Below are 22,024 nucleotides of genomic sequence, written 5' to 3' on the forward strand. Positions count from 1 at the left end.
CGTGAAAGGCAGCCGTCGTACGTTTCGACCGTGGCTGTGGAACCTGCTCCTCGCCGCGATCACCGTGATGTTCACGGGCGTGCTGGCCGGCATCGTCGTCGTCGAGGAAGCCCCCGTGGCCAAGGCGGTGTACGCCCTGCTCGCGGTCGGCGCCGCGGTGCTGACCGTCCGGGTGCTCGGGCAGCGCGTGGTCGTCGGCCCCGAGGGGATCGCGGTGCACGACCTCTGGCGGACGCGGCGCATCCCCTGGGACGCGGTCGCCGACGTCAGCTACCAGCGGGCTGGGGAGCGGTTGCTGCGGCCCACCTGGGCGCCGGTGCTGCGGCTGCGCCGGCCGCTCGCCGAGGGCGGCCCGATCGAGTTCGAACTGGAGATGATCCGGTCATTCCGTTCCCGTACGCCGGGGCAGACGGTGGCCGAGCGGGCGGCGGGCGCCATCCGGCAGGCCCTGGCCGCCCGCTAGCCGGCGGGCTTGTGCTCGCGGACCACCCGGTCGATGCGGCGGTCGGGTACGACCCACATGATCGCCACGGCGACGTAACATGCCTCGGCGAGCCCGACTCCGATGGGCCCGCTCCGGTCGATCAGCAGGGCGCTGAGGATCCCGGTGAGGTAGAGGGCCGGGGAGACCTTGCCCTTGATGTCGGCGCCGACGGCCTCTCGCAGCAGCGACTTCGGTCCCTGCTGCCGGATGATCACCGTCTGCAGCACCCAGTACGCGATGGCCGCGCTGAGCAGGTTCAGGCCGTAGACGACGACCGGGATCGGTTCGAACCGTGAGTCGTCGACCCAGGCCGTCGTCAACGGGAACAGGGACAGGCAGAACAGCAGCGCCAGGTTCGCCCACAGCAGTCCGCCGCTGACCTGCCGTACCAGGTGGAACATGTGGTGGTGGTTGTTCCAGTAGATGCCGACATAGATGAAGGTGAGCAGGTAGGTCAGCAGCCCGACGCCGGTCGTGTGGACCAGGTCGGAGAGGTCGTGACCTGCCGGGACCTTCAGCTCCAGCACCATGATCGTGATGATGATGGCGAGGACGCCATCGCTGAACGCCTCCAGCCGGTTGGTCGGCACTGGGCCACGATACTTCTTCTTCGGCCGGGCGGCCGTGCGTTGCGATTTGATTGGGGACGAGCACCGCATGTCCGTTCGGTGGAGGAATTTACGGCCGTTGTCGGGCATGGTGGTTCGGACTGTGTGGTGGGCGTCCTGCCCGCCCTCGGCCATGGGGGAGCGGGCGATGCGTGCAGGCCGGCGAGTGATGGGTGCGATCGCCGCGATGGCGATGGTGTCGGGCCTGCTGACCGCGGCTTCCCAGCCGGCGGCCGCCGCCGAGGTCATCTCGCTCGACTCACCGGTCATGGGCGCCCGCATCACCCCCGGCCCGGTGCTGGTGGCCGGGCGGCTCGAGCGCATGGATCCTGGTGACACGGTGTCGGTGTCCTTCACCGGCAGCCCTGGCCAGGAGTGGATCGCGACCCCCGGCCCGGACGGGCGCTGGTCGGTCAGCGTCGACACCGCAGGCGTGCCCGACGGCGTCTACCAGTTCTCCGCCGACGTGCCGAGCAGCTTCGGCGGCACCGCCTGGGCCGCACGGATGGTCTACGTCGACGAGGTGGCCGACGACATCGTCATCGACACCCCGGCCAGCGGCGCCACCATCAGCACCTCCGGTGAGGAGGGGATCCGGTTCACCGGTCACGTCCCGGACGTCGGCCGATCACTGGAGCCCGGCACCTACCTCACGGCTCACCTCGACGGCGACCAGATCAGGTCGGGCGGGCCCGTCGCCTGGCTGGGTGAGGACGGCAGGTTCAGCTTTGGCATTCCCACGCGGTACCTGTCCAACGGCGCGCACCGGATCGGCGTCGGCCCGGACTGTCTGATCACCCCCAACTGCCCTCCGGTGCTCGCGACGGTGGACATCGTGGTCGGCCTGACTTCCTCGGTTCAGGTGACCGACCCGACCGCCGGGCAGGTGTTCGACTCCCCCTTCCGGATGGGGATCGGCGTCACCGTGGACAATCCCGGTCCGGTCGATGCCGTGTCTGCGACCATCGACAACCAGATACCGGTGGGGTTCAGCAGCCCGATGAAGATCAGTGCAACCAGGACGCTGTGGTGGGGTAATCCTGACATCAGCAGCATGCAGGTGCCCGAGGGGTTGCACACGCTCCGGGTGAGCGCGACGGCCCGGGGCCGGACGATTGTGCCGCCCGACGTCCGTTTCGTGGTCGACTTCACCGCACCCACGTCGGCGTCGGTGGCGGTGCCCGCCGCCGTGCAGCTGACGAACTCGGTCGCGGTGTCCTGGACCGGGGTCGACAACGTGGCCGTGGCCAACTACGACGTGCGCTACCGCACCAGCTCCGCCAGCAGCGGCGTGAGTGCGTACGTCTACCCGGCGGCTCTTCAGCGGACGTCAGCCAAGCGGACCACCCTCGCAGCCACGGCCGGCTACCGGTACTGCTTCTCGGCCCGGGCCCGTGACTATGCCAACCGGACCTCCGCCTGGTCGGCCGAGACCTGCACCATGACCCCCTACGACGACCGGTGGCTCGCCGTGTCCAAGGGCAGCGTGCGCGGCACCAGCGGCTCCTACTACCGCGGCACGTACACCAAGTTGGCGCCCAAGGGCAAAGCCTCGCACGCGGTGACCGGACGCCGGTTCGGGATCGTCGCCCGCACCTGCCCCACCTGTGGTGAGGTCACGGTCTCCGTCGCCGGCGTGACCATCGGAAAGATCAACCTCAAGCGATCCACCACGGGGCGGGCGGTGCTCTGGCTCCCCACCAGGCCAGGCCAGATGTCCGGCACGATGGTCATCAAGTCGAACAACAACCGCACGGTCATCATCGACGGCGTCGTCGTTCAGCGGTAGACGCAGCCAGGCAACCTCCGCCACGAGCGGAGGCTCGCCTCGATATACGCCGGGGGTATATACCCGAGGTATACCCTCGGGGTATGGTGCTCGGCATGAGCGTACCCATGACCCTCCTCGGCCTGCTCGAACGCGAGCCCAGCCACGGCTACGACCTGAAGCGCGACTACGACTCCTTCTTCAGCCGGAGCAAGCCGCTGCCGTTCGGCCAGGTCTACGCCACCCTCGGCCGGCTCACCCGGGACGGCAAGATCGTGGTCGGCGAGGTCGAGCCGGGCGTCGGCCCCGAGCGCAAGCGCTACGTCATCACCGAACGGGGCGCGACCGAGTTCGAGTCGTGGCTGACCGAGCCGGTCGAGGCCGAGCCCAACCTGCAGAGCGTGCTGTTCACCAAGGTCGTGCTGGCCCTCATGCTCGACCGCCCCGCCGAGGAATACCTCGACCGGCAGCGCGCGGCGCACCTGCTGCGGATGAAGGAACTCACCGAGCTGCGGCGCAACGGCGACCTGGTCGACACCATGCTGGCCGACCACGGCCTGTTCCACCTGGACGCCGACCTGCACTGGATCGACACCACGATCGCCCGGCTGGACGCGCTGCGCAAGGTGGTGCGGAAATGAAGGCGGTCGAGGCGCGCGATGTCGTGCTCTCCTTCGGTGAGACGCCGGCGCTGCGGGGGGCCAACGTCTCGGTGGCCCCGGGCGAGATCGTCGCCATCATGGGCCCGAGCGGCTCCGGGAAGTCCACCCTGCTGCACTGCCTGGCCGGGATCCTGGTCCCCGACGCGGGCGAGATCCACTTCGACGGCCGCCGGATCGACACCCTGAGCGAGCACGAGCGCAGCATGCTGCGCCGGGACCAGTTCGGTTTCGTGTTCCAGTTCGGGCAGCTCGTGCCGGAGTTGACCGCGGAGGAGAACGTCGCGCTGCCGCTGCTGCTCGGCGGCGTCAAGCGGGCCGCCGCACTGAAGCAGGCGCGGCCCTGGTTCGAGCGGCTCGGCCTGGCCGGGCTGGAGCACCGCCGCTCCGGCGAGCTCTCCGGCGGCCAGGCGCAACGCGTCGCGCTGGCCCGCGGGCTGGTCGCCCGGCCCGGGGCGCTGTTCGCCGACGAGCCGACCGGGGCGCTCGACTCGCTGACCGGCGAGCAGGTCATGGACCTGCTGGTCGCCTCGGCCCGCGAGGAGGGCACCACCGTCGTGCTGGTCACCCACGAGGCCCGCGTCGCCGCGTACGCCGACCGGCAGGTCATCGTGCGCGACGGCAAGGTGAACGCGTTGGTGCTCTCATGATCCGGTTCGGCCTGCGGCTGTCGCTGGCCGGTGGGCGGGAGGCCGCCATCCGGCTCGTCATCATCGCCGCCGCGGTGGCGCTCGGCGTCGGCATGCTCCTGACCGCGCTCGCCGGCATGAACGCGGTCGGCGCGCAGAACCAGCGGTACGGCTGGCTCAACACCTCCACCGTCCCGGCGGCCTCCTCCGACGCGTCGGCCAGCCAGCTGTGGTGGCTGCTGCGGGAGGACTACTACCACGGCCGGTCCATCGGCCGGCTGGACGTCGCGGTGGCGGGCCCGGACGCGCCCGTCCCGCCGGGCATTGCGCACCTGCCCGGGCCGGGCGAGTACTACGTCTCGCCAGCCCTCGGCGAGCTGCTGCGGACCACCCCAGCCGCGGAACTCGGCGACCGCTTCCCCGGCCACGAGATCGGCACGATCGGCACGGCGGCGCTGCCCTCGCCCGACTCGCTGCTGATCGTCATCGGCCGCACCCCGGCAGAGCTGGAGCCGCTCGGGGCCCGGAAGGTCCCCCAGATCACGACCCTCTCGCCGAGCCACTGCAGCAGCGGCTGCCAGATCGGGATCAACCAGGCCGGCATGACGCTCGTGCTCTCCATCGTCGCCGCCGCGCTGCTCTTCCCGGTGCTCATCTTCATCGGCACCGCGACCCGGTTGGCCGCCACCCGTCGGGAGCAGCGCTTCGCCGCTATGCGGCTGGTCGGCGCCACGCCACGGCAGATCTCCCTCATCTCGGCCGTGGAGTCGACCCTCGCCGCCGCGGTGGGCACCGCCGTCGGGTTCGGCCTGTTCTTCGCCGCCCGGCCGGGACTCGCCGCGATCCCGTTCACCGGCGAACCGTTCTTCCCCGGCGACCTGTCACTCACGATTGTCAACATCCTGGCGGTCGCGCTCGGCGTACCGCTCGGCGCCGTCGTGGCCGCCTGGCTCGCGTTGCGCCGGGTGCAGATCTCGCCGCTGGGCGTGAGCCGACGGGTCACCCCGAAACCGCCACGCGCCTGGCGGCTGATCCCGCTGGTCGCCGGGCTCGCCGAGATGGCGTACTTCATCGGCCGGCGTCCAGCGACGACCAACGGCCAGCTCACCGCGTACCTCTCCGGGTTTGTGCTGATCATGATCGGGCTCGTGTTGGCCGGGCCCTGGCTGACCATGGTCGGTGCCCGGGTGCTGGCCGGGCGGGCCAGTCGACCCGCCACGCTCATCGCCGGGCGCCGCCTCGCGGACAACCCGCAGGCCGGCTTCCGGTCCGTCAGCGGACTGATCGTGGCGCTGTTCGTGACCAGCGTGGCCACCGGCACGATCACCACGTTCGTCGCCAACCGGGGCGCACCGCGCACCGACTCGGTGGCTGCCACCTCACTGCCGAAGAGGTTCGGGCCCGAGGAAGGATCCGCGCCGACCGCGGACCAGATCCCGGCGGGGCTCAGCACGATCCCCGGGGTACGCAGCGTGACCGTGGTCCGCGCCAATCCAGAGCCGATGCCGACGGATGCCGATCCCGCCGCCTATCAAGCGTGGTGGCCGGGCGTCATCACGTGTGCCGAGCTGGACCGCCTGGCGGTGTTCGGCAGCTGCCCCGCGGGCGCGCAGGTCGCGGCCGTGCCCGGCGACCTGATCGGCATGCGCGCATTCGACCTGACCAACGACGACACCTACGTCTGGGCCGCCGCCGACATCGCCCCCGCGGACGTGGACCGGCAGCCGATTCTGTCGGTGGTCGTCGACACGACCAGCCGTTCCGCGTTCGAGCAGGCCCGGACGATGCTGATCAACGCGTTTCCGCTGGGGCGCTTCCCGGTGAGCATCGGCGAGTGGGAGTCGAACTCCCGGCGGCAGATGAACCAGTTCCAGCAGCTGGCCAACGTGATCATGCTGGCCAGCCTGCCGATCGCGGGCTGCAGCCTGGCGGTCAGCGTGGCCGGCGGGCTCAGCGACCGGAAACGGCCGTTCAGCATGCTGCGACTGACCGGGATGCAGCTGCGTACGCTGCGCCGGGTGGTCGCGCTGGAGACCGTCGTACCGCTACTGCTCGTCGCCGCAGTGGCGATCGGGATGGGTTTCCTGGCCGCGCACCTGTTCCTGCGGGCGCAGCTCGGCTACACGCTGCTGGCGCCGGGCATGTCGTTCTACCTCATGGTCGCCGGCGGGCTGGCCGTGTCGCTGGGCATCATCGCGTCGACGCTGCCGCTGCTGCGCCGGATCACCGGCCCGGAGACCGCCCGCAACGAGTGAGTGTCCTGGGGTGGGCCCGGCGACACCGCCGGGCCCTTCCGGTCCGGGTTACCCGAGGGGGACCTGCACGGCGACGTCACGCTTCGGGTAGTACGCCTCCACCTGGTTCCCGCCGTACTTGTCGCGGAACAGCTGCACGACGTGCCGGACCCGGTCCGAGTCGGTGATCGGGGTGGCGCTCGAGCTCAGCGCCGTACCATTGGCCGCCAGCTGGATCATCGGCGTCCGCCGCACGTTCTTGTACCACTGGCTGTTCGAGCCCGTCACCGGGACCAGGAACACGCTGTCTTCCTCCTGCACGAACCACACCGGGTGCGAGATCTGCCGGCCGGTCTTCCGCCCGGTCACGGTGATCTCGACCTCGTTGACGCCCTCGAGAGCGTCCCTGATCGCGTTGGCCACGGTGCCTCCCGTCAGCTTCCCGACGTGCTCCCACCTGCCAGGCTATGGACCTACCGGCCCGTTGGTCGCCGGTTCCGGCGAGACCGGCGGCAACAGGCGCCGCGAGCATCCCGGTAACGCTGCTTTTGTACGCCACACACCCTTAGGCTGGGAACGCGGCCTTCAGACCCGGCACGTACGTCAGCGGTGCCGGAGGCCCGCGAGGCGAGTTCCGAGGAGGCGGTGGTGGCAGAGGCGTACCCCCAGCCGCCCCCTCCGGTGATACGCCGGCGGGCGTGGCTGCGGATCTTCTGGGTCGGCCTGGTGCTGTGGCTGGCCACCGTCCTGGTCATCTTCGTGACCGGCAACCCCTTCCTCGTGCCGATGCTGGTGCTGCTGGGCAGCTTCCTGGTCCCCGTGACGTTCGTGGCCTGGGCCTTCGAGCGCCGGGAAACCGGCGAACTCACCCCAGGCCTGATCCTGAACACGTTCATAGCCGGCGGTGTGCTCGGCGTGCTGGCCGCCTCGCTGCTCGAGGCCTACCTGCTGCGCCCGTCGTCGTGGTTTCTGTACCTCGGCGTGGGGCTCATCGAGGAGGCCGTGAAGCTCGCGGTGCTGGCGTTCCTGACCCGGCACCTGCACCACAAGGCGGTACGCGACGGGATCGTCCTCGGCGCCTCGGTCGGGTTCGGCTTCGCGGCCTTCGAAACCGCCGGGTACGCCTTCACCGCGCTGTTCACCGCCCACGGGCTGTCGGTGCCCCAGCTGGTGGCGACCGAAGTGCTGCGCAGCGTGCTCAGCCCGTTCGGCCACGGCCTGTGGACGGCGATCCTCGGCGGCGTGCTCTTCTCCTCCAGCACCCGGGAACACTTCACCATCACCGTGCGGCTCATCCTGGCCTACCTCGGCGTGTCCCTGCTGCACGCCCTCTGGGACGGCATGCGGGTGATCGCGCTGTACCTGACCCTGCTGTTCACCGGGGGACAGGTGTCCAACGGCAGCCTCGTCCGGCCCACCAGCGGCCAGTTGGTGCTGTTCACGGCGCTGGAGTGGATAGGGCTCGCGATCGTGGCGATCATCGGGCTCCTCTGGCTGTGGGCGGAGGTGCGGTCAACCCGACGTGCGCAGCATCCACCCCTGCAGCCGTACGGGTGGCGGGTGCCGATCCGCCCACCCCGCACCTGAGCTGGCGACGACGGTAGGGGGCAGGGCACCTCGTCCGCGCGGTGCTCTGCGCCGCCGCCATGCGCCTTGGGCGCGCCATTGATCCACTGTTACCCTGCGTGCCCATGACGGGAGCCAACAGCGCGGGTGCTGCCGATGAGTTGTACGCCCACATCGAGACCGCCGCAGCAGGCACGCCGTACCGGATGTGCCGGACGGAGCGGGGATTCGACCTGACCGTGGACGTCAACGTCCCACAGTGGCGGATGCTGCTGATCCGCCGTCGGGTCACCCAGGTGCACACCTACCGCGTCGCGCTGCGCCCGGAGAAGAAGATCTTCACGATGACGGATGTCGTCCGCACCGTCGAGTACGAGGCGGGCCTGACCGGAGTGCGGCTGGGGAAGGCGGTGTTCGTCGGTCGGAGCCTGTACGTCACCTCGCGGCGGGCCGTGGACGGCTCCGATCAGTACACCTTCTCGGCCGGCGAGGGCCATCATCTGATCCGGGGTGCGGCCGGGGAGCTGGGCTGGCGGGAGGCTCAGCCCGCCAGTGTGAAGATCGCGGCAGGCTTCGCAATCCTCGGCGGGCTCGGCGCCCTCGCCGCGGTGATCGCCGTCGCGATCGTCAAGTGGCTCTGACGGATAGGCGCCCGCTGAAGGACTTTCATACCATTAGGGGACGATAGTCGGATTTGTTCCCTAAGTTCCGTAAAGTCCGATGATAGAGGGCATGCAGGTCAAAGGTCTGCCTGTGCTGGCGCTGGGAGATGTCGGGCGCCCGGTAGCGAGGCGCAGGGCACGGGGCGGCTTCGCCTACGCCGCCATCACCTTCCCGACTCCGCTGAACGGTGGAGGGCCCGACCTGCGTTTGACCCCGGTCGTCGTTGCGCTGTGGCTTCTCGGGTTCGGCATCGCGGCTCTCCTCGGTCACCTTGTGGTGGAGCGGGCGCTCCACCGCCGGCAGTTGTCGCGGTTGCCAACCCGGATCGTTGTCAACGGCATTCGGGGGAAGTCGTCCGTGACCCGACTCATCGCGGGCGCGCTGCGTGCGGAGCGCGGGCGCACGGTGGTGGCGAAGACGACCGGCACTGCGGCGAGGTTCATCCATCCCGACGGGTCGGAGGTGCCGATCCGGCGGGGCCGGGGCGGCGTCAACGTGATCGAGCAGATCGGCGTGGTTCGACGGGCCGTGCGTGCGGGCGCAGAAACGCTCGTCGTCGAATGCATGGCGGTGCTTCCCGAATTGCAACAGGTCAACCAGGAACTGCTGATCAACGGTGACATTGTCGTGATCACGAATGTGCGCGAGGACCATCTGGACGAGATGGGCCCGACGCTTGACGACGTCGCCCGATCGCTGTGCCGGTCGATGCCGTATCGCGGAACTGTGATCACAGCTGAATGTGAACGGCTGCACATCCTGCAGGAGGAAGCGACCCGCCGACAGTGCGCGCTGATTGCCGTGGATCCCAACAGTGTCACGGACGCGGAGATGCGCCGGTTCCGCTGGATCACTTTCAAGGAGAACGTCGCCATCGCCTTGGCGGTCGCGCAACTGTGTGGTGTCGACCGGGCTACCGCTCTGCAGGGTATGTGGCGGGCCGCGCCCGATCCGGGGGTCCTGCGGGTCGACGCCTGCGCCCACTTCGGGCGGCGGTTCGCCGTCGTCAACCTGTTCGCCGCGAACGACCCCGCCTCGACGCTGATGAGCATCGACCTGCTCCGCCGGCGGCGGCTGATTGGTGACCGCGTCGCCGTAGTAATCAACTGTCGGCCGGACCGTGTCGAGCGCAACGGCCAGATGGGCAGCATCATCCCGCACATCGATCCGCAGCGGGTCTTCCTCATCGGGTCACTCACCCGGAGCGCCCTGCGCATGATTCCCGAACAGTGGCGCGATCGCGTCGTCGACCTTGACGGCGAGCACCGCACCGGGCCCGAACTGCGCGAGGCGATCGTCGAGGCGCTCGGAGTCGGCGAGACCGTCACCTCACTGCTCTTGATCGGCAACGTTCACGGCCGGGGTGAGGAACTGCTGGAGTCGCTGCACCAGGTCACGGTCGCGACCCCTGCGGCGGCGCCATTCGATGAACCGTCGCGGACCTCGGAGAGGATCTGTGCGATCGATACCGCTGCCACGGCGGACACGACTCACCCGCAGCTTCCCGGCGATCTCGACGCGGCCGTCGTGCTGTCCCACGCGGACCTGGCCGCCACCGCCGCGCTGAACACCGCCCGCGTCGCCGTCCCGCACGCCGCTGGACGACAACCCGTCCAGGACTGACCGAAAGGGAAGCCATTGTCATGCCCATGTTCGACCTGTCCTCCGAACTGAGCGCCGTGATCATCGCCGCGGGTCTGCTGTTCGGGCTCGTCGGATACCTCATCACCAACATCTCACCGGCAGGGCTGATGGTGCCCGGCTGCCTGGTCCTGACCGCTCTCGCGGAGCCGCGCAGCCTCATCACCGTCACCGCGGTCACCACGGTCACCGTCGGCGTGATGAAGCTGCTGCAACGGATCATGATCCTCTACGGCAAGCGGCTGTTCGCCGTGTCGGTGCTTCTCTCGTCCTTCATGTCGGTCACCGCGTTTGTCCTGCTGCACCTGCGTTACCCGTTTCTGTTCCGCGACGACACGCTGTCGTTCGTCATCCCCGGGCTGATGGCCTACCAACTGGTGCGACCTCGCGCACTGCAGACCCTCGCCGCCACCGCCGTGGTGACCCTGGGCACCGCTGGCGCAGCCCTGGCCGTGATCTCGCTATGATCCCGACCCGCCGGGGCGTCGTCATCGCGGCAGCCATAGCGGCAGCGGCGATCGACACCGTCGTGGCATCTCACCTCACCGGGCCATCCGACGCCAAGCGACAGCGTCGTCGGTTCCGGCTACTTCGGTAAGCGGCTACGCCGTGTCATCCGCCTCTAGCGAGGGACCCTCAACAATGCGCGCAGTCCGCATCATCCTCATCGTCGCGCTCAGTTTCTCCCCGGTCGTGGTGTGGGCGCTGCGCGGCGACATCATCCGCGACCGGCTCGCCGGCCAACCCCAGCCGGCCGCCCAAACCAGCATGCCCGCTGGACCCCGGCAGATCAGCATCCTCGGATCCGGCGACATCCTCGTGCACCCGCCGACCTGGCAGCAGGCGCAAACCAACGCCAAAACGGCGGGCCGGACCGGCTACGACTTCGACCCCATGTTCGCCAACATCCGTCCCGCGGTCTCCTCGGCAGATCTGGCGATCTGCCACATGGAAGCCCCGATGGGTCCCGGCAGCCCCCAGGACTTCCCGCGCTTCAATGCACCCACCGACCTCGCGGCTGCCGTCAAGAACGCCGGCTACGACGCATGCTCCACCGCCAGCAACCACGCCCTTGACCAAGGCGAGACCGGCGTTCACCACAATCTCGACGCCCTAGACGCCGCCGGCCTGGGCCACACCGGCACCTTCCACAATGCCGCCGAGCACGCCAAACCAACCATATACGAGGTCAATGGCGTCAAGATCGGTCACCTGTCCTATGCCATGCACTTCAACGGATTGAAACCCCCCGCCGGCAAGGAATGGCTGGCCAACCGCATCGACGTAGCCGCCATCCACGCCGCCGCCGCTGCGACCCGCAAAGCCGGCGCGCAGATCATCGTCCTGTCCGCACACTGGGGCACCGAATACGTCCACGACCCAAACATCGAACAGCTCGTCTGGGCCAAGCAGCTCATCGCCGACCCGAACATCGACCTGATCATCGGGCACCACGCCCACGCCGTGCAGCCAGTCGAGAAGATCGGCGACAAATGGATCGCGTACGGCGTCGGCAACACCCTGGCCCGCCACGACTTGCCCGACGACACCAGCCGTGAGGGCATCCTGGCCAAGTTCACCTTCACCGAACAGCCCGACCATCGATGGCGTATCACCCGCGCCGAAGCCATCCCCATCTGGCTGTCCCTGAAGCCCACCATCCGCGTCATCGACCTAGCCCATGCCATCGACAGCATGCCTCGCGTCGACCGACGACGCGACCTCTACAGCGCCGTCCTGAAGAGCATTACCGGCTACCTCGACGCCCGCAGCGCAATCAAGGACGGGCTACACGTCACGGGAGTGTCATAAAGGGCACCCTCGCCATCAACGAACGGCTCCACCTTCAGTGACCAGGTCACAGCCGATGCTGTCCGTCGCGCCGGGTCTCCTCGCCGGGCGACCGCCAGAGGGCACAGCCCTGGTGGTGCCGCCCCGGAGCCGGCGGGCGCGGCGAACCCGTAGCGGGCGACGCCTGAACGGGGGAAGCGGGACCTATCCGGCGTCCTGCTTCTCGTCGTCCCACCGCGCCAGCGCGGCGGACAGATCATCCAGGAACGCGTCGACCTGCGCGGTGTTGTACCCGCGCATGGCGGCCGGCAGGCTCTTGCGAGCCTGTTCAATCTCTGCCTTTGCGCCGAGGCGCTTCTCCTTCACGTCCGAGGCGAGCGCCTCCTGACCCTGCCTGATGAGGCGATCCACTCTGGCCGGGTCATATCCTCGCAGCCCGATAGTGAAATCCGGCGAGTCGAAACGTTGCCGGGTCAGTTCCCGGAAATCCGTGAAGCGACTGTCGCCGTAGCGGGCCAGGGCCGCCGCCACCTCGTTCGGCGACTCCCCGACGTCGTTCAGCCCGAGCAGCACGAAACAGGGACGGTCGTCCACGGGGCTGCGCTGGGTCAGCGGACGATCGAGAGTCGAGCCGCTGGCCGGCACGAGCAGCAACACAGCGGACGGCACCTTGTTGCCGGCAGGGCTCGGCAGCGGCTGGTCGAGAATAAGCGCGTCGATCTCGGCCCACGGCACGAGGCGGTTGAGTCCGGGCTGTCGTACGGTCAGCCCCTCGGCCCCGATGTGGAACCGAAACGGCCGGACGCCATTGAAGGCCAGCACGCCGCCCCTCAGCAGCCCAAAGGCACCGAAGCCAAAAAAGACTGCCCGGAGAGCGCTGTCGGTCCGGCTGCAGAGCAGCATGACGACCCCGAACGCCAGAAAAGCGGTGCCACCGATCAGGGGGGATCGGCTCCTGCGAAGCTCCATGGCCCTTCCCCGCTCTCTCGAGGGTTGTCGCGGAGATCATCGCATCAGGGCCGCAAGGGCGCCATGCCCTGCGCTGATGCTGTGCCACTGCTCCTCTCCGCTTACCCGGACCGAGATCGGCTCCCCACCGAATAGTGTCAACTCGAAGGTCTGTCGTTGGGCTGCTATTCCGTCGATCCGGACGGCGGCGATGCCTGGCGCATCCGGACACTCTGTATGGACTGGCAGCAATGGGGCGGGTTTCCGGTCGCCGCGTTTCTCAAGAGGAACGTGAACGGTTGTGCCGGATGTGAGGACGGAGTCACTCGCCGCCACCGTAGCTCTGGCAACCAGGGACGCGAAGCGTCCAAACTGGCGGACACGATGGGCGGAGCGGGAGAACGAGCGACGGCGATGCGCACATGACGCGGACGCCGAGAGTTGGCGCCGGCGGGCCGACGAGCTGATCCGGCTGCGCGCCGAGGTCACCTGCTTTTACGGCTACCACCAACCCAGCACAGACCTACCGGTCGACCTCGAGGACGACGAGGTCCTCTTCCGCGTACTCCCGGCAGTGGAGCTGGTCGAGGCCGAGGCCCGGCACCGCACCGGGCTGCCCGCGCCGGGGCTCGCCGTCACGCCGGTCCCCGCCGACGCGCCAGGCCCCGCGCTACCACGCGGCCTGGGGATCGCCGACACCGGCATGGCCGCCGTCACGAGCCGCCGCCTGGTCTTCGCCGGTCCGCGTGGGCGGCGGCAATGGTGGTACGCCGACCTCATCGGACCCGCGCACCACCCGCAGGCCCCGGTCACCCTGCTGCACACCACCCGCGGCGGGAAGCTCGCCGGGCTGCGGGTGCTGCCGGAATCGGCACTGAACTTCCGGTTGTATCTCACCCTCGCGTTCGCGGACGTCCGGGGAGACCGCGACGCCGTGGCCGCGTACCTCGATGAGCAGGTGACCGTCCACGAGCGAGCGCGGCCGGCGCTGCCCGACCCGGCCGAGGAGGACGAGGCCCCGCTGATCGCGCTGCTACACGACCGGCGGATCGCCGTCGGGGCGGCGGCCGTCGCGATGCTCGTCACGGCCGTGGGCATCGTCGGGCCCGGGAGACCGGCTCCGGACATCATCAGGAAGGCGCCAGCGATCGGCGTGGTCGGCACGGTCGACTCGACCGGCGGCGCAGTCTCCGCCACGAGCGCTGCGCCTGCGCCAACCGGACCGGGCGGGAGGGCCGCGGCGCCGCCCGCCAACAAGGCCGACGCGGGGAAATCGACGGCGGTGGCGGGGGTGATCGGTGGTGGTTCGGCCCCAGTCCAGCCGTCGCCCAGCTCGGCCGCGTCCGGCAAACCTGAGCCGCAGCAGACGTCCAGCGGGCCCCAGACAAGCCCTTCTCCGTCCGTCTCACCGACGGAGATCGACCGCTGCGGGGCGCCGCGGAACCCGTACGGCTACACCTACTGTGGTGGCACGCTCATCCGCGAGCCGGCGGCCGACGTGTGCAGCTATTTCCCCTGCATGGATGACTTCTGGATCGGCATCGGCCACGTGTTGACGTGCAAGGACGGTCTGGTCGGCCTGGTGGGCGGGTTGCCCGAGGAGTGTGCCGGCCAACGCGGTCTGCTCGCGTACCTGAACGGCTGAGAGTCAGGCGGTCAGCCGTGGTAAGCGCCGGTTGCCGGCCGGGGATCGACCCGGCCGACAACCGGCGTGCTGCTACCGAATCCGACCCAAGCCCGGACGGCTAGCCACGGGCCGCGGCGACGGCTGCCTGCGCGTCGACGATTCCCCACCCGTACACCGGGGTGTAGATGCCACGGGCGAGGCTGCCCGGCGTCCTGGCCGTCGACATCAGCACCGAGTACACGTTGTTGAGGCTCCGGCCCTGGGCGAACAGCAGCGCGGCCACCCCGGCCACGTGCGGCGTGGCCATCGACGTGCCGGCGTACGCGTCGTAGTCGCGCTGGCCGCAGGCGGTCGAGCCGGTGCCCTGCGGCACCGTCGACCAGATGTCGTCGTCGCAGGAGACCAAGCCCGCGCCGCCGGGGGCCGCGACCGCCTTGAGATCGGCCTTCAGGCCAAGGTTCGAATACCAGGCCTTGAGCTCGTTACGGTCGGTGGCAACCACGCAGAGCGCCCCCGGCTCCCAGGACGGGGTGTCACACAGCGGGGCCGCCTCGTTGCCGGCGGCGGCGATCACCGCGACACCCTTGGCGTTCGCGTACGCGATGGCCTCGGTGGCGTCGGAGGCCAGTCCGGTGAGCGTCAACGCCTGTGCACCGGGCACTGCCCCGAGGCTGAGGTTGATCACCTTCGCCCCGTGGTCCGCCGCGTACCGGATGCCCAGGGCGATGTCCTCGAAGCTGCCACTGCCGGCCTCCAAGACCTTGACCGGCATGATCTTCGCCTCGGGCGCGATACCCGCGATGCCCACGCCGTTGCCCGTGGCAGCGGCCGCGATGCCGGACACGTGCGTGCCGTGCTCGTCGGAGGAGTCGGCTACGCCGTTGGGCCCACGCCAGTCGCCGTTTCCGCAGGAGGCGGTGCCGCAGTCGACGAACGTGGCACCCTTGACCAGCTTGGACTTCAGATCCGGGTGGCTCAGGTCCACCCCGGTGTCGACCACCGCGATGACGATCCCTTTGCCGGTACTGGTGGCCCAGGCCGCCTCGGCCCGCACCTGCTGCAGGCCCCACTGCTTGCCGAACATCGGGTCGTTGACTGCGGCGCGGGCGGGTGCCGCACCAACGCTCGCCGCGACCACGGTCGCCGCGGCCAGCGCGGTAAGTGACCGAATGACTGGCATGAGTCCTCCAAAAGGATGAGAGAGATAGTTGCCTGGACATCGCTACTGGCCGCGGATCTGCAACAGGAAGACTGAACTGGCGGTGAGCTGAGTTCGGCGAGCATGTCGGAAGCTTGCGCAGCGTGCGGAGGTCTCGGCGGGGCGACGGGCCTACGAGTTGTCATCGCCGAGGATCTCGCCCTCCTCCGGGACGGGCTGACCCGCATCCTCGACGCGTACGGGTTCAAGGTGGTCGAGGCGGTCGCCGACGGGCCGTCCGTGCTGCCGGCGCTCACCCGGCACCGCCCCGACGTCGCCGTCCTCGACGTACGCCTGCCACCCACCTTCACCGACGAGGGCCTACAGGCGGCGCTCGCGGCCCGGAAGCAGATGCCCGGGCTGCCGATCCTCGTGCTGTCCCAACACGGCGAGCAGCTGTACGCGCGGGAACCGCTCGCCGAATGGGGTGGGGGAGTTGGCTATCTGCTTCAAGGACCGGGTGTCCGACGTCGGCCAGTTCATCGACGCGGTGCAGCGGGTGGCCGGCGGCGGGATGGTGATGGACCCGGAGGTGGTGTCGCAGCTGCTGGCGCGGAACACGGGCGCTAATCGGTTGGCGGAACTTACCGCTCGGGAGCGGGAGGTGTTGGGGTTGATGGCGGAGGGGCGGTCGAACGCGGCGATCGCGGGGCGGCTGTTCGTGACCGAGAAGGCCGTCAGTAAGCACATCAACAACATCTTCAGCAAGCTGGGGATGCCACCGTCAGAGGACGACAACCGGCGCGTGTTGGCGGTGTTGGCGTACCTGAACGGCTGAGACGCGCTCGTCCAGCGCCAAGTTTCCATCTCCGAGTCGGCAATGTGTATTGCCCTCTTTAGACATTCCAGCTCCGATCTGCGCTTGCGCGGCGCCAGACGTTTGTACGTGTCTCTCCCAACGTACTACGTGGATCTGTTGGCGTCGTACGTTGGTCAAGCTATGTTTGCGTCCGGCATCCATAGAGGACGGAGCGGACCAACCATGTTCTTCGCCGAGTTGGGTCTAACCCAGCACGATTCCCTGACCGCCGCCCAGCAAGCCGCGAGCGAGGCCGCCTCGGCCTCGGGGGGCCGTTCGTTCACCTGTGTCGTCTTCCAGCAGGGCGGTCGTCTCATGCTCACCACCGCCTTCTCGCACAGCTTCCTCGTCAAGCACGTAGTTGCTAACCCTGCGGCCAAGGGCGGGAACCCTCGCATGGCAACCAACCGTCCGATGGATACCGCTCACGTCCGGGCCATCAGCAAGTACCTTGTCGAAAACGAGCGCAACTACATCCTCCCGCCGGTGACCCTGAACGTCCGCTCGGTACCTGCCATTCACATCCCACGGGGCAACTTCGCCACGACAGTCGGGTTTGTGGTTATCGGCGACGAGACCAAGTTTTCTGTGACCGACGGGCAGCACCGGCTCGCCGCCATCATGAAGGCGAGCGAATCGTTGACGGACCCGGACTCGACGTTCATGAGTGACAGTGTCTCGGTCGTCATCGTCGTTGAGCCTGAGCTTCCCCGGATTCACCAGGACTTCGCCGACGCGGCCCAGACCAAGCAGATTCCAGCCAGCCTCCTAGCCGCCTTCAATACCCGCGAGCCCCTGAACCGTGTGCTCACCAAGATCGTTGACGGCTCCAGGCTGTTCGAGGGCCGTATCGACGAAACTTCGAAGAGCCTGTCCAAGAACTCACCGGCGATTTTCCTGCTCAACCAGGTCCGCGGCATGGTCAAGGAGCTGCTTTTCCGAGACTATGCGCTGAGCGAATCCAGCATCCCGGCGCGGAGCAATCAGGTGATCGGCTCTATCGAGAGGCAAGATGCCTTCGTCGAGCGGACCCTCTCGATGATGGAGATCTTGACTGAGCACATGACGCCGTGGAGGGCTATTGCCGAGTTGCCGACCTCGGGTGGTCCCGCTAACCAGGTCATTGACTACCGCAAGCACTACATCAACATGACTGCCACGGGCCTGGTCATCATCGGTCACGTCGCGTACGAGATCGAGAAGAACCAGGACCCTGCCTGGCGCACCGCTCGTTACCTCGATCTTGCGAGCAAGGTTGACTGGCGACGTGATGCTGAGATCTGGCAGGGCACGATCATCTCGGGCGACAAGATCAGCACTACCCGTGCGCCGGGGCGTCTGGCGGCGGCGAGGGTCATGGCGGCTATCGGTCTGTCCGCCCCCGCTGATGTTGCCGATAGTGCTCTGCCGGGCATGGAGCCTCTCGTAGGCGCTGGAGTCTGACGCACACAGCTTCGGTGGACATCCATAGGCTCGGCCTCCCCTCGTGTTGGGGAGGCTGAGCCTGCGTTCTGATTTCGGATTCCCGCAGGTCCTTCGGCGTTCCTCCCGTAGCCGGCAACCGACGCGGCGAAGTCAACAGAGCCGGGGACCCGGACCCGGACCGTCATCTGCTCATGCGGCAATCGCCCGGGCGGCGGCGTACATGTCAGCGGGGAGCGCCTGCGCGAGCTTCCAGATGATGCGCATCGGCCGATCGCCGGTATGCCCCTGGTACGTCATCGGTCCGGCGTAGAGGTACGCCGGCACGCCCAGGTCGCGGTCGGCGACCTTGGTGTCCCGGACGAACAGGTGCACCGTCGACCCCAGCTTCTCGTGGTTGATGTAGCGCTGCCCCGTTGCCGAGGCCGACGCCGTGGTGCTCTGTGACTCCCACTGGAACAGCGTCTCGGTGATGGCCCGGTCGGCGTACATGGTGGTGGGGGAGTAGTGCTGCTCGGACTTGACCAGGGTGACGAAGAAGAGGTCGGCCTGCTCGTTCGGCAGCCACTTCACGCCCTCCCGCAGCGACCCCGGGTTCGGCATACCAAAGGCAGCGCACGCCTCGTTGCGGGTGTACCGGGCGTGCACCCGCAGCGGCACCTGGCCCAGCCCGACGGGCTCAGTGACCCGGTGGATCCGCTCCCGCAGCACGTCGGCGAGCTGGCGCAGCTCAACGCACCGGGCCGGCTCGGCCCAGAGCCGCGCCAGCCGCTCGTCCCGCTGCGACAGCGGCACGTTCGGCCCCCATAGACCGAAATGCAGCATGTCCAGCAGCCGCCCATCGGGCACCGGCCCGTCCGCCGCCACCTGCTCCCACAGGGCCAGCCGATCGAGGTCGTCGGTGTGCAGCATCCGTCCGATCGCCCGGCCCAACTCCCGGTCGTCCGCCCCCGGCGTCGACGTCTCCATCCCGGCGAGCCGCCGCAACCCGGTCCAGCCGCCCAGTGTCGCCGACCGGTATACGTCCTCGACCTCCAGGCCGCTGTCCCGCAGGAACTCGGCCAGGGGCACGTCTCCGAGCTGCCGCAGCTCGGTCACCATGCTGTTCTTCAAGGATGGGATCGCCCGCTCCAGGTTGCGGAGCACGACATCCTTGGCGACCCGATCCAGCTCGATATGGCACCCGCTCGGCAAGGTCGGGAAGTCTTGCTCGACCGCTTCGTGCACCTCTCGGCGGCTGACCCCGGTCAGTGCCCGCCAGCGGAGGTCGAACCGGAAGTTGGCGTGCTGTGCGCCGATGAAGTCGAGCACGGTCAGGCAGGGCTTGTCGTCGTCCAGGCGCAGCCCACGGCCGAGCTGCTGAAGGAAAATCGTGGCGCTCTCCGTGGGCCGCAGCAGGAAGATCGTGTCGACCATCGGCAGGTCGACGCCCTCGTTGAAAAGGTCGACGGTGAAGAGCACGCGCAGCTTGCCGGCCTTGAAGTCCCGGATCAGGGCATGCTGCTCCGGTCGATTGACCTCCGAGGTCACCGCCGCCGACGGCACGCCGTGCCGAGTGAACCACTCCGCCATGAACTCGGCGTGCCCGATGCTGACGCAGAATCCCAGCGCCCGCATCCGCCCCACGTCAACGAGTCTCTGGGCGGCCTGTAGCACCAACCGCGCCCGCGCCTGATTGCCGGTGTAGAGGCCCCCCAACTCCGATCGGTCGTAGCCCTGTCCCCGTTTCCACGTGACCTGCGAGAGGTCCACGTCATCGTGCAGCCCGAAGTAATGGAACGGCACCAACAACTGCCGGTCCAGCGCCTCCCGTAGGTGCAGCTCCACGGCCGCATGCCCGTCGAACCAGCGCCGCACGTCACGGCCGTCGGTACGGTCAGGAGTCGCCGTCAGCCCCAGGAGCACGCGCGGCCGCAGCCGCTCCAACAACTGGGCGTACGTCTTCGCCTCGGCGTGGTGGAACTCATCCACGATCACCATGTCGAACTGCTCGGGGTCGATTTCCCGCCGGTGCAGCGACTGGATCGAGGCGAACACGTGTCGCCAGTGCTGCGGCTTCTCCCCGGCGACCAGCCTCTCGCCGAAGCTGCCGTCCCCCATCACCTGCCGGAATGTCGACCGGCTCTGCTTCAGAATCTGTTCCTGGTGCGCAATGAAGAGCAGCGAGTCGACGTCCCCGGCCTTGTGCAGCCGGCGGTAGTCCAACGCGGCGACCACGGTCTTGCCGGTGCCCGTGGCCATGACGACGAGGTTGCGCCAGCGGCCATGCACCTGCCGCTCCGCATCCAGGTCGGCCAGGATCTCCGCCTGATACGGGTACGGGCGCACGTCCAGGTTCGCGATCTCGGTCGGCGCCTCGGCGGCGCGCTCGCCCCGCAGTGCGTATCCCAGCCGCTCGCCATCCTTCGCCGGATCGTACGCCTCGAACGCTGGGTCGTTCCAGTAGTCCTCGAAGGTGGCGGTGAACGTGTCGATGACGTGCGGCTGCTCGACGTTCGAGATCCGTACGTTCCACTCCACCCCGTCGACCAGCGCCGCCTTCGACAGGTTGGACGAGCCGACGTAGGCGGTGGTCATGCCGTTGTCGCGGCGGAACAGCCACGCCTTGGCGTGCAGGCGGGTGGTCCTGGTCTCGTAGGAGACCTTGATGTCGGCCCCCAGCTCAGCGAGTCTGTCCAGGGCTCGCTGGTCGGTCGCGCCCATATACGTGGTGGTGATGACCCGGAGGCGGCCACCGCGGTCGATCAGCTCCCCGATGGCGGGCTCGATCAGACGCAGACCGTGCCACTTGATGAACGCGCATAGCAGGTCGACGGAGTCTGCCGAGGCCATTTCATAGGTGACCTCGTGGCCGATACGAGGTTGGTGGCGGCCGTTGACCAAGAGCGCGCCGGTGGAGAGCGGCGTGGTGGGACGCTGTGGGAAGGCAGGTGTGGTCGGAGGCACCGGTGGGGCTGCGATGGCGTGCAGCAGACGTGCGGCATCGACGACTTGGTCGTCACCGCCGACTGCATGAGGCTCGAGGGCAGCTATGCCCTCGGTGATGCGGTTGGCCAGCTCGACTTGGCGGACGAGCTTGTCTTCGCCACCGACGGCGAGCAGCGCCCGCCGAGCCAGGGCTGCAATCTGCCGGGCGAGGACGTCGTGCGCGTCAGCGGGGTTGAGCGTGCCCCGCTGGACCAGGGCGGGATCAACGTGCTGAAGCTGTTCCGCGAGTTGGTGGGTGATCAGTTGCTCGTAGATTCCGGGCTCAAGGTCCGTCACCCCGGCACCCTAGCCGAGTAAGGGATGAGAGGACCGTCCCCGCCATGGAGCTAAGTGTCCAACTGTCGGGTCCACGACAAGCGGCCTCAACGGCAGTTGATCGCTCAATCTTCCACACAGGTGAGCTCCGACGAGGCGCAGCTTCGCTGGATGGCCTGAGCAGCAAGTTTTCGCAGCCTTGGCGTTTGGTTGCCCCGACCAACATGGACTCCGAAGGCTATTGACGGCGCAGAGAGACCAGGCGGGACCGGCTGAACGGGTGAACGTAGGGGGTCCCGCGGGTAGGAGTGCTGACGGTAATGTCCCCGGCACGCATTGTGGGGAGGTGAGGGGCCATGCTCTTTGGGCTGAGCGTACCGCCCACAGTCGAACTGGAAACTGGTGATAACGGCTGTGCGCGCCGATTTGCGTTCCGGCTACCACCGGCATGTGGTCCTCCAATCGCCGGCGGGGCCGGCAAATGGGCCCAAGCGATGCGCATCGCCATGGAGTTGATCACCGTGAAAGTTGCTGATCATGGCGTGGGTCAACCGGCAGATGGCCGAGATGCCGGCCGTCCGGCATCTATCGCTTGAAGCTTGTTTGCTGGTGGCTGCTCTGCCGCGAGTGCGCTCGGCCAAGCGCCATCATGCGATGGATGAGTACGGAGAGCAGCCAGATCGGGCGATTCGCAAGTATCATCTCACCCTCCAGCTCTGATTGCGTTGAATTCTCGCATTCCTT

The 22,024-nt window shown here is 68.3% G+C and carries 18 protein-coding genes and 1 pseudogene; 14 read left to right on the top strand and 5 right to left on the bottom strand.

Going from position 1 to position 22,024, the window contains the following annotated elements:
• Position 1: 1 nt before the first annotated feature.
• Positions 2 to 463 carry a PH domain-containing protein gene (locus ACNAW0_RS10965; RefSeq protein WP_416287651.1) on the top strand — a complete coding sequence of 154 codons (462 nt, stop codon included), beginning with the start codon at positions 2 to 4 and terminating at the stop codon, positions 461 to 463.
• Here ACNAW0_RS10965 and ACNAW0_RS10970 read toward each other — a convergent pair.
• Entirely contained in the window at positions 460 to 1,074 is a 615-nt protein-coding gene (locus ACNAW0_RS10970; protein WP_416287653.1) for a TMEM175 family protein, read from the bottom strand. The two genes, ACNAW0_RS10965 and ACNAW0_RS10970, sit on opposite strands and share 4 nt — an antisense overlap.
• 166 nt (positions 1,075 to 1,240) lie before the next feature.
• Here ACNAW0_RS10970 and ACNAW0_RS10975 point away from each other — a divergent pair, with 166 nt between their 5' ends.
• The 4 genes from ACNAW0_RS10975 to ACNAW0_RS10990 all read left to right on the top strand — a co-directional run bounded on the left by ACNAW0_RS10975 (position 1,241) and on the right by ACNAW0_RS10990 (position 6,403).
• Complete coding sequence (locus ACNAW0_RS10975) at positions 1,241 to 2,881, top strand: hypothetical protein (protein ID WP_416287654.1); 1,641 nt, start codon at positions 1,241 to 1,243, stop codon at positions 2,879 to 2,881.
• A 95-nt stretch (positions 2,882 to 2,976) separates the two neighbouring features.
• The gene (locus ACNAW0_RS10980) at positions 2,977 to 3,501 is read left to right on the top strand and encodes a PadR family transcriptional regulator (protein WP_416287656.1); all 525 of its coding nucleotides are present in this window, start codon (positions 2,977 to 2,979) and stop codon (positions 3,499 to 3,501) included.
• Positions 3,498 to 4,169 (top strand): ABC transporter ATP-binding protein, encoded by a 672-nt coding sequence (locus ACNAW0_RS10985; protein ID WP_416287658.1) that lies wholly within the window; start codon positions 3,498 to 3,500, stop codon positions 4,167 to 4,169. The genes ACNAW0_RS10980 and ACNAW0_RS10985 overlap by 4 nt, the downstream gene beginning before the upstream one ends.
• Positions 4,166 to 6,403: an FtsX-like permease family protein gene (locus ACNAW0_RS10990; protein ID WP_416287659.1), complete on the top strand. Its 2,238-nt coding sequence runs from the start codon at positions 4,166 to 4,168 to the stop codon at positions 6,401 to 6,403. Before ACNAW0_RS10985 ends, ACNAW0_RS10990 begins: the two co-directional genes overlap by 4 nt.
• A gap of 48 nt (positions 6,404 to 6,451) precedes the next feature.
• On the opposite strand, the gene ACNAW0_RS10995 is transcribed toward ACNAW0_RS10990, so the two are convergent.
• Positions 6,452 to 6,805: a nitroreductase/quinone reductase family protein gene (locus tag ACNAW0_RS10995; protein ID WP_416287660.1), complete on the bottom strand. Its 354-nt coding sequence runs from the start codon at positions 6,803 to 6,805 to the stop codon at positions 6,452 to 6,454.
• A 225-nt stretch (positions 6,806 to 7,030) separates the two neighbouring features.
• Between ACNAW0_RS10995 and ACNAW0_RS11000 the strand changes: the two genes are divergently transcribed.
• The 5 genes from ACNAW0_RS11000 to ACNAW0_RS11020 all read left to right on the top strand — a co-directional run bounded on the left by ACNAW0_RS11000 (position 7,031) and on the right by ACNAW0_RS11020 (position 12,064).
• Entirely contained in the window at positions 7,031 to 7,969 is a 939-nt protein-coding gene (locus ACNAW0_RS11000) for a PrsW family intramembrane metalloprotease (protein WP_416287661.1), read from the top strand.
• 104 nt (positions 7,970 to 8,073) lie between these two features.
• The gene (locus ACNAW0_RS11005) at positions 8,074 to 8,589 is read left to right on the top strand and encodes a hypothetical protein (RefSeq protein ID WP_416287662.1); all 516 of its coding nucleotides are present in this window, start codon (positions 8,074 to 8,076) and stop codon (positions 8,587 to 8,589) included.
• Positions 8,590 to 8,680: 91 nt separating this feature from the next.
• On the top strand, positions 8,681 to 10,234 hold the full coding sequence (gene pgsB / locus ACNAW0_RS11010; RefSeq protein ID WP_416287664.1) for a poly-gamma-glutamate synthase PgsB: 1,554 nt from the start codon (positions 8,681 to 8,683) through the stop codon (positions 10,232 to 10,234).
• A gap of 20 nt (positions 10,235 to 10,254) precedes the next feature.
• Entirely contained in the window at positions 10,255 to 10,719 is a 465-nt protein-coding gene (locus ACNAW0_RS11015; RefSeq protein ID WP_416287665.1) for a poly-gamma-glutamate biosynthesis protein PgsC/CapC, read from the top strand.
• 175 nt (positions 10,720 to 10,894) lie between these two features.
• Positions 10,895 to 12,064 carry a CapA family protein gene (locus tag ACNAW0_RS11020; RefSeq protein WP_416287666.1) on the top strand — a complete coding sequence of 390 codons (1,170 nt, stop codon included), beginning with the start codon at positions 10,895 to 10,897 and terminating at the stop codon, positions 12,062 to 12,064.
• Between the two features lie 183 nt (positions 12,065 to 12,247).
• Here the strand turns inward: ACNAW0_RS11020 and ACNAW0_RS11025 are convergent, their stop codons facing one another.
• Positions 12,248 to 13,012 carry a DivIVA domain-containing protein gene (locus tag ACNAW0_RS11025; protein ID WP_416287667.1) on the bottom strand — a complete coding sequence of 255 codons (765 nt, stop codon included), beginning with the start codon at positions 13,010 to 13,012 and terminating at the stop codon, positions 12,248 to 12,250.
• A gap of 289 nt (positions 13,013 to 13,301) precedes the next feature.
• Here ACNAW0_RS11025 and ACNAW0_RS11030 point away from each other — a divergent pair, with 289 nt between their 5' ends.
• Positions 13,302 to 14,636: a hypothetical protein gene (locus ACNAW0_RS11030; protein ID WP_416287668.1), complete on the top strand. Its 1,335-nt coding sequence runs from the start codon at positions 13,302 to 13,304 to the stop codon at positions 14,634 to 14,636.
• 100 nt (positions 14,637 to 14,736) lie between these two features.
• Here the strand turns inward: ACNAW0_RS11030 and ACNAW0_RS11035 are convergent, their stop codons facing one another.
• A complete protein-coding gene (locus ACNAW0_RS11035; RefSeq protein WP_416287669.1) occupies positions 14,737 to 15,798 on the bottom strand; it encodes a S8 family peptidase in 1,062 nt (353 codons plus the stop codon).
• A 102-nt stretch (positions 15,799 to 15,900) separates the two neighbouring features.
• Between ACNAW0_RS11035 and ACNAW0_RS11040 the strand changes: the two are divergent.
• Together ACNAW0_RS11040 and ACNAW0_RS11045 are read left to right on the top strand one after the other, a co-directional pair.
• Positions 15,901 to 16,594: pseudogene (locus ACNAW0_RS11040) on the top strand (LuxR C-terminal-related transcriptional regulator).
• A 204-nt stretch (positions 16,595 to 16,798) separates the two neighbouring features.
• On the top strand, positions 16,799 to 18,058 hold the full coding sequence (locus tag ACNAW0_RS11045) for a DNA sulfur modification protein DndB (protein ID WP_416287670.1): 1,260 nt from the start codon (positions 16,799 to 16,801) through the stop codon (positions 18,056 to 18,058).
• Positions 18,059 to 18,229: 171 nt separating this feature from the next.
• On the opposite strand, the gene ACNAW0_RS11050 is transcribed toward ACNAW0_RS11045, so the two are convergent.
• Positions 18,230 to 21,301, bottom strand: a complete 3,072-nt coding sequence (locus ACNAW0_RS11050) for a DUF3427 domain-containing protein (RefSeq protein ID WP_416287671.1) — start codon at positions 21,299 to 21,301, stop codon at positions 18,230 to 18,232.
• A 516-nt stretch (positions 21,302 to 21,817) separates the two neighbouring features.
• Here ACNAW0_RS11050 and ACNAW0_RS11055 point away from each other — a divergent pair.
• Positions 21,818 to 22,000 (top strand): hypothetical protein, encoded by a 183-nt coding sequence (locus ACNAW0_RS11055; protein ID WP_416287672.1) that lies wholly within the window; start codon positions 21,818 to 21,820, stop codon positions 21,998 to 22,000.
• Positions 22,001 to 22,024: the final 24 nt, after the last annotated feature.

Source organism: Micromonospora sp. SL1-18 (assembly GCF_047921505.1).
Classification (GTDB): Bacteria; Actinomycetota; Actinomycetes; order Mycobacteriales; family Micromonosporaceae; genus Micromonospora.

Coding starts and splice junctions, on each gene's coding strand:
- ACNAW0_RS10975 (WP_416287654.1), top strand. CDS start 1,241: ATGCGTGCAGGCCGGCGAGTGATGGGTGCGATCGCCGCGATGGCGATG.
- ACNAW0_RS10980 (WP_416287656.1), top strand. CDS start 2,977: ATGAGCGTACCCATGACCCTCCTCGGCCTGCTCGAACGCGAGCCCAGC.
- ACNAW0_RS10985 (WP_416287658.1), top strand. CDS start 3,498: ATGAAGGCGGTCGAGGCGCGCGATGTCGTGCTCTCCTTCGGTGAGACG.
- ACNAW0_RS10990 (WP_416287659.1), top strand. CDS start 4,166: ATGATCCGGTTCGGCCTGCGGCTGTCGCTGGCCGGTGGGCGGGAGGCC.
- ACNAW0_RS11005 (WP_416287662.1), top strand. CDS start 8,074: ATGACGGGAGCCAACAGCGCGGGTGCTGCCGATGAGTTGTACGCCCAC.
- pgsB (WP_416287664.1), top strand. CDS start 8,681: ATGCAGGTCAAAGGTCTGCCTGTGCTGGCGCTGGGAGATGTCGGGCGC.
- ACNAW0_RS11015 (WP_416287665.1), top strand. CDS start 10,255: ATGCCCATGTTCGACCTGTCCTCCGAACTGAGCGCCGTGATCATCGCC.
- ACNAW0_RS11020 (WP_416287666.1), top strand. CDS start 10,895: ATGCGCGCAGTCCGCATCATCCTCATCGTCGCGCTCAGTTTCTCCCCG.
- ACNAW0_RS11025 (WP_416287667.1), bottom strand. CDS start 13,012: ATGGAGCTTCGCAGGAGCCGATCCCCCCTGATCGGTGGCACCGCTTTT.
- ACNAW0_RS11035 (WP_416287669.1), bottom strand. CDS start 15,798: ATGCCAGTCATTCGGTCACTTACCGCGCTGGCCGCGGCGACCGTGGTC.
- ACNAW0_RS11045 (WP_416287670.1), top strand. CDS start 16,799: ATGTTCTTCGCCGAGTTGGGTCTAACCCAGCACGATTCCCTGACCGCC.
- ACNAW0_RS11055 (WP_416287672.1), top strand. CDS start 21,818: ATGGCGTGGGTCAACCGGCAGATGGCCGAGATGCCGGCCGTCCGGCAT.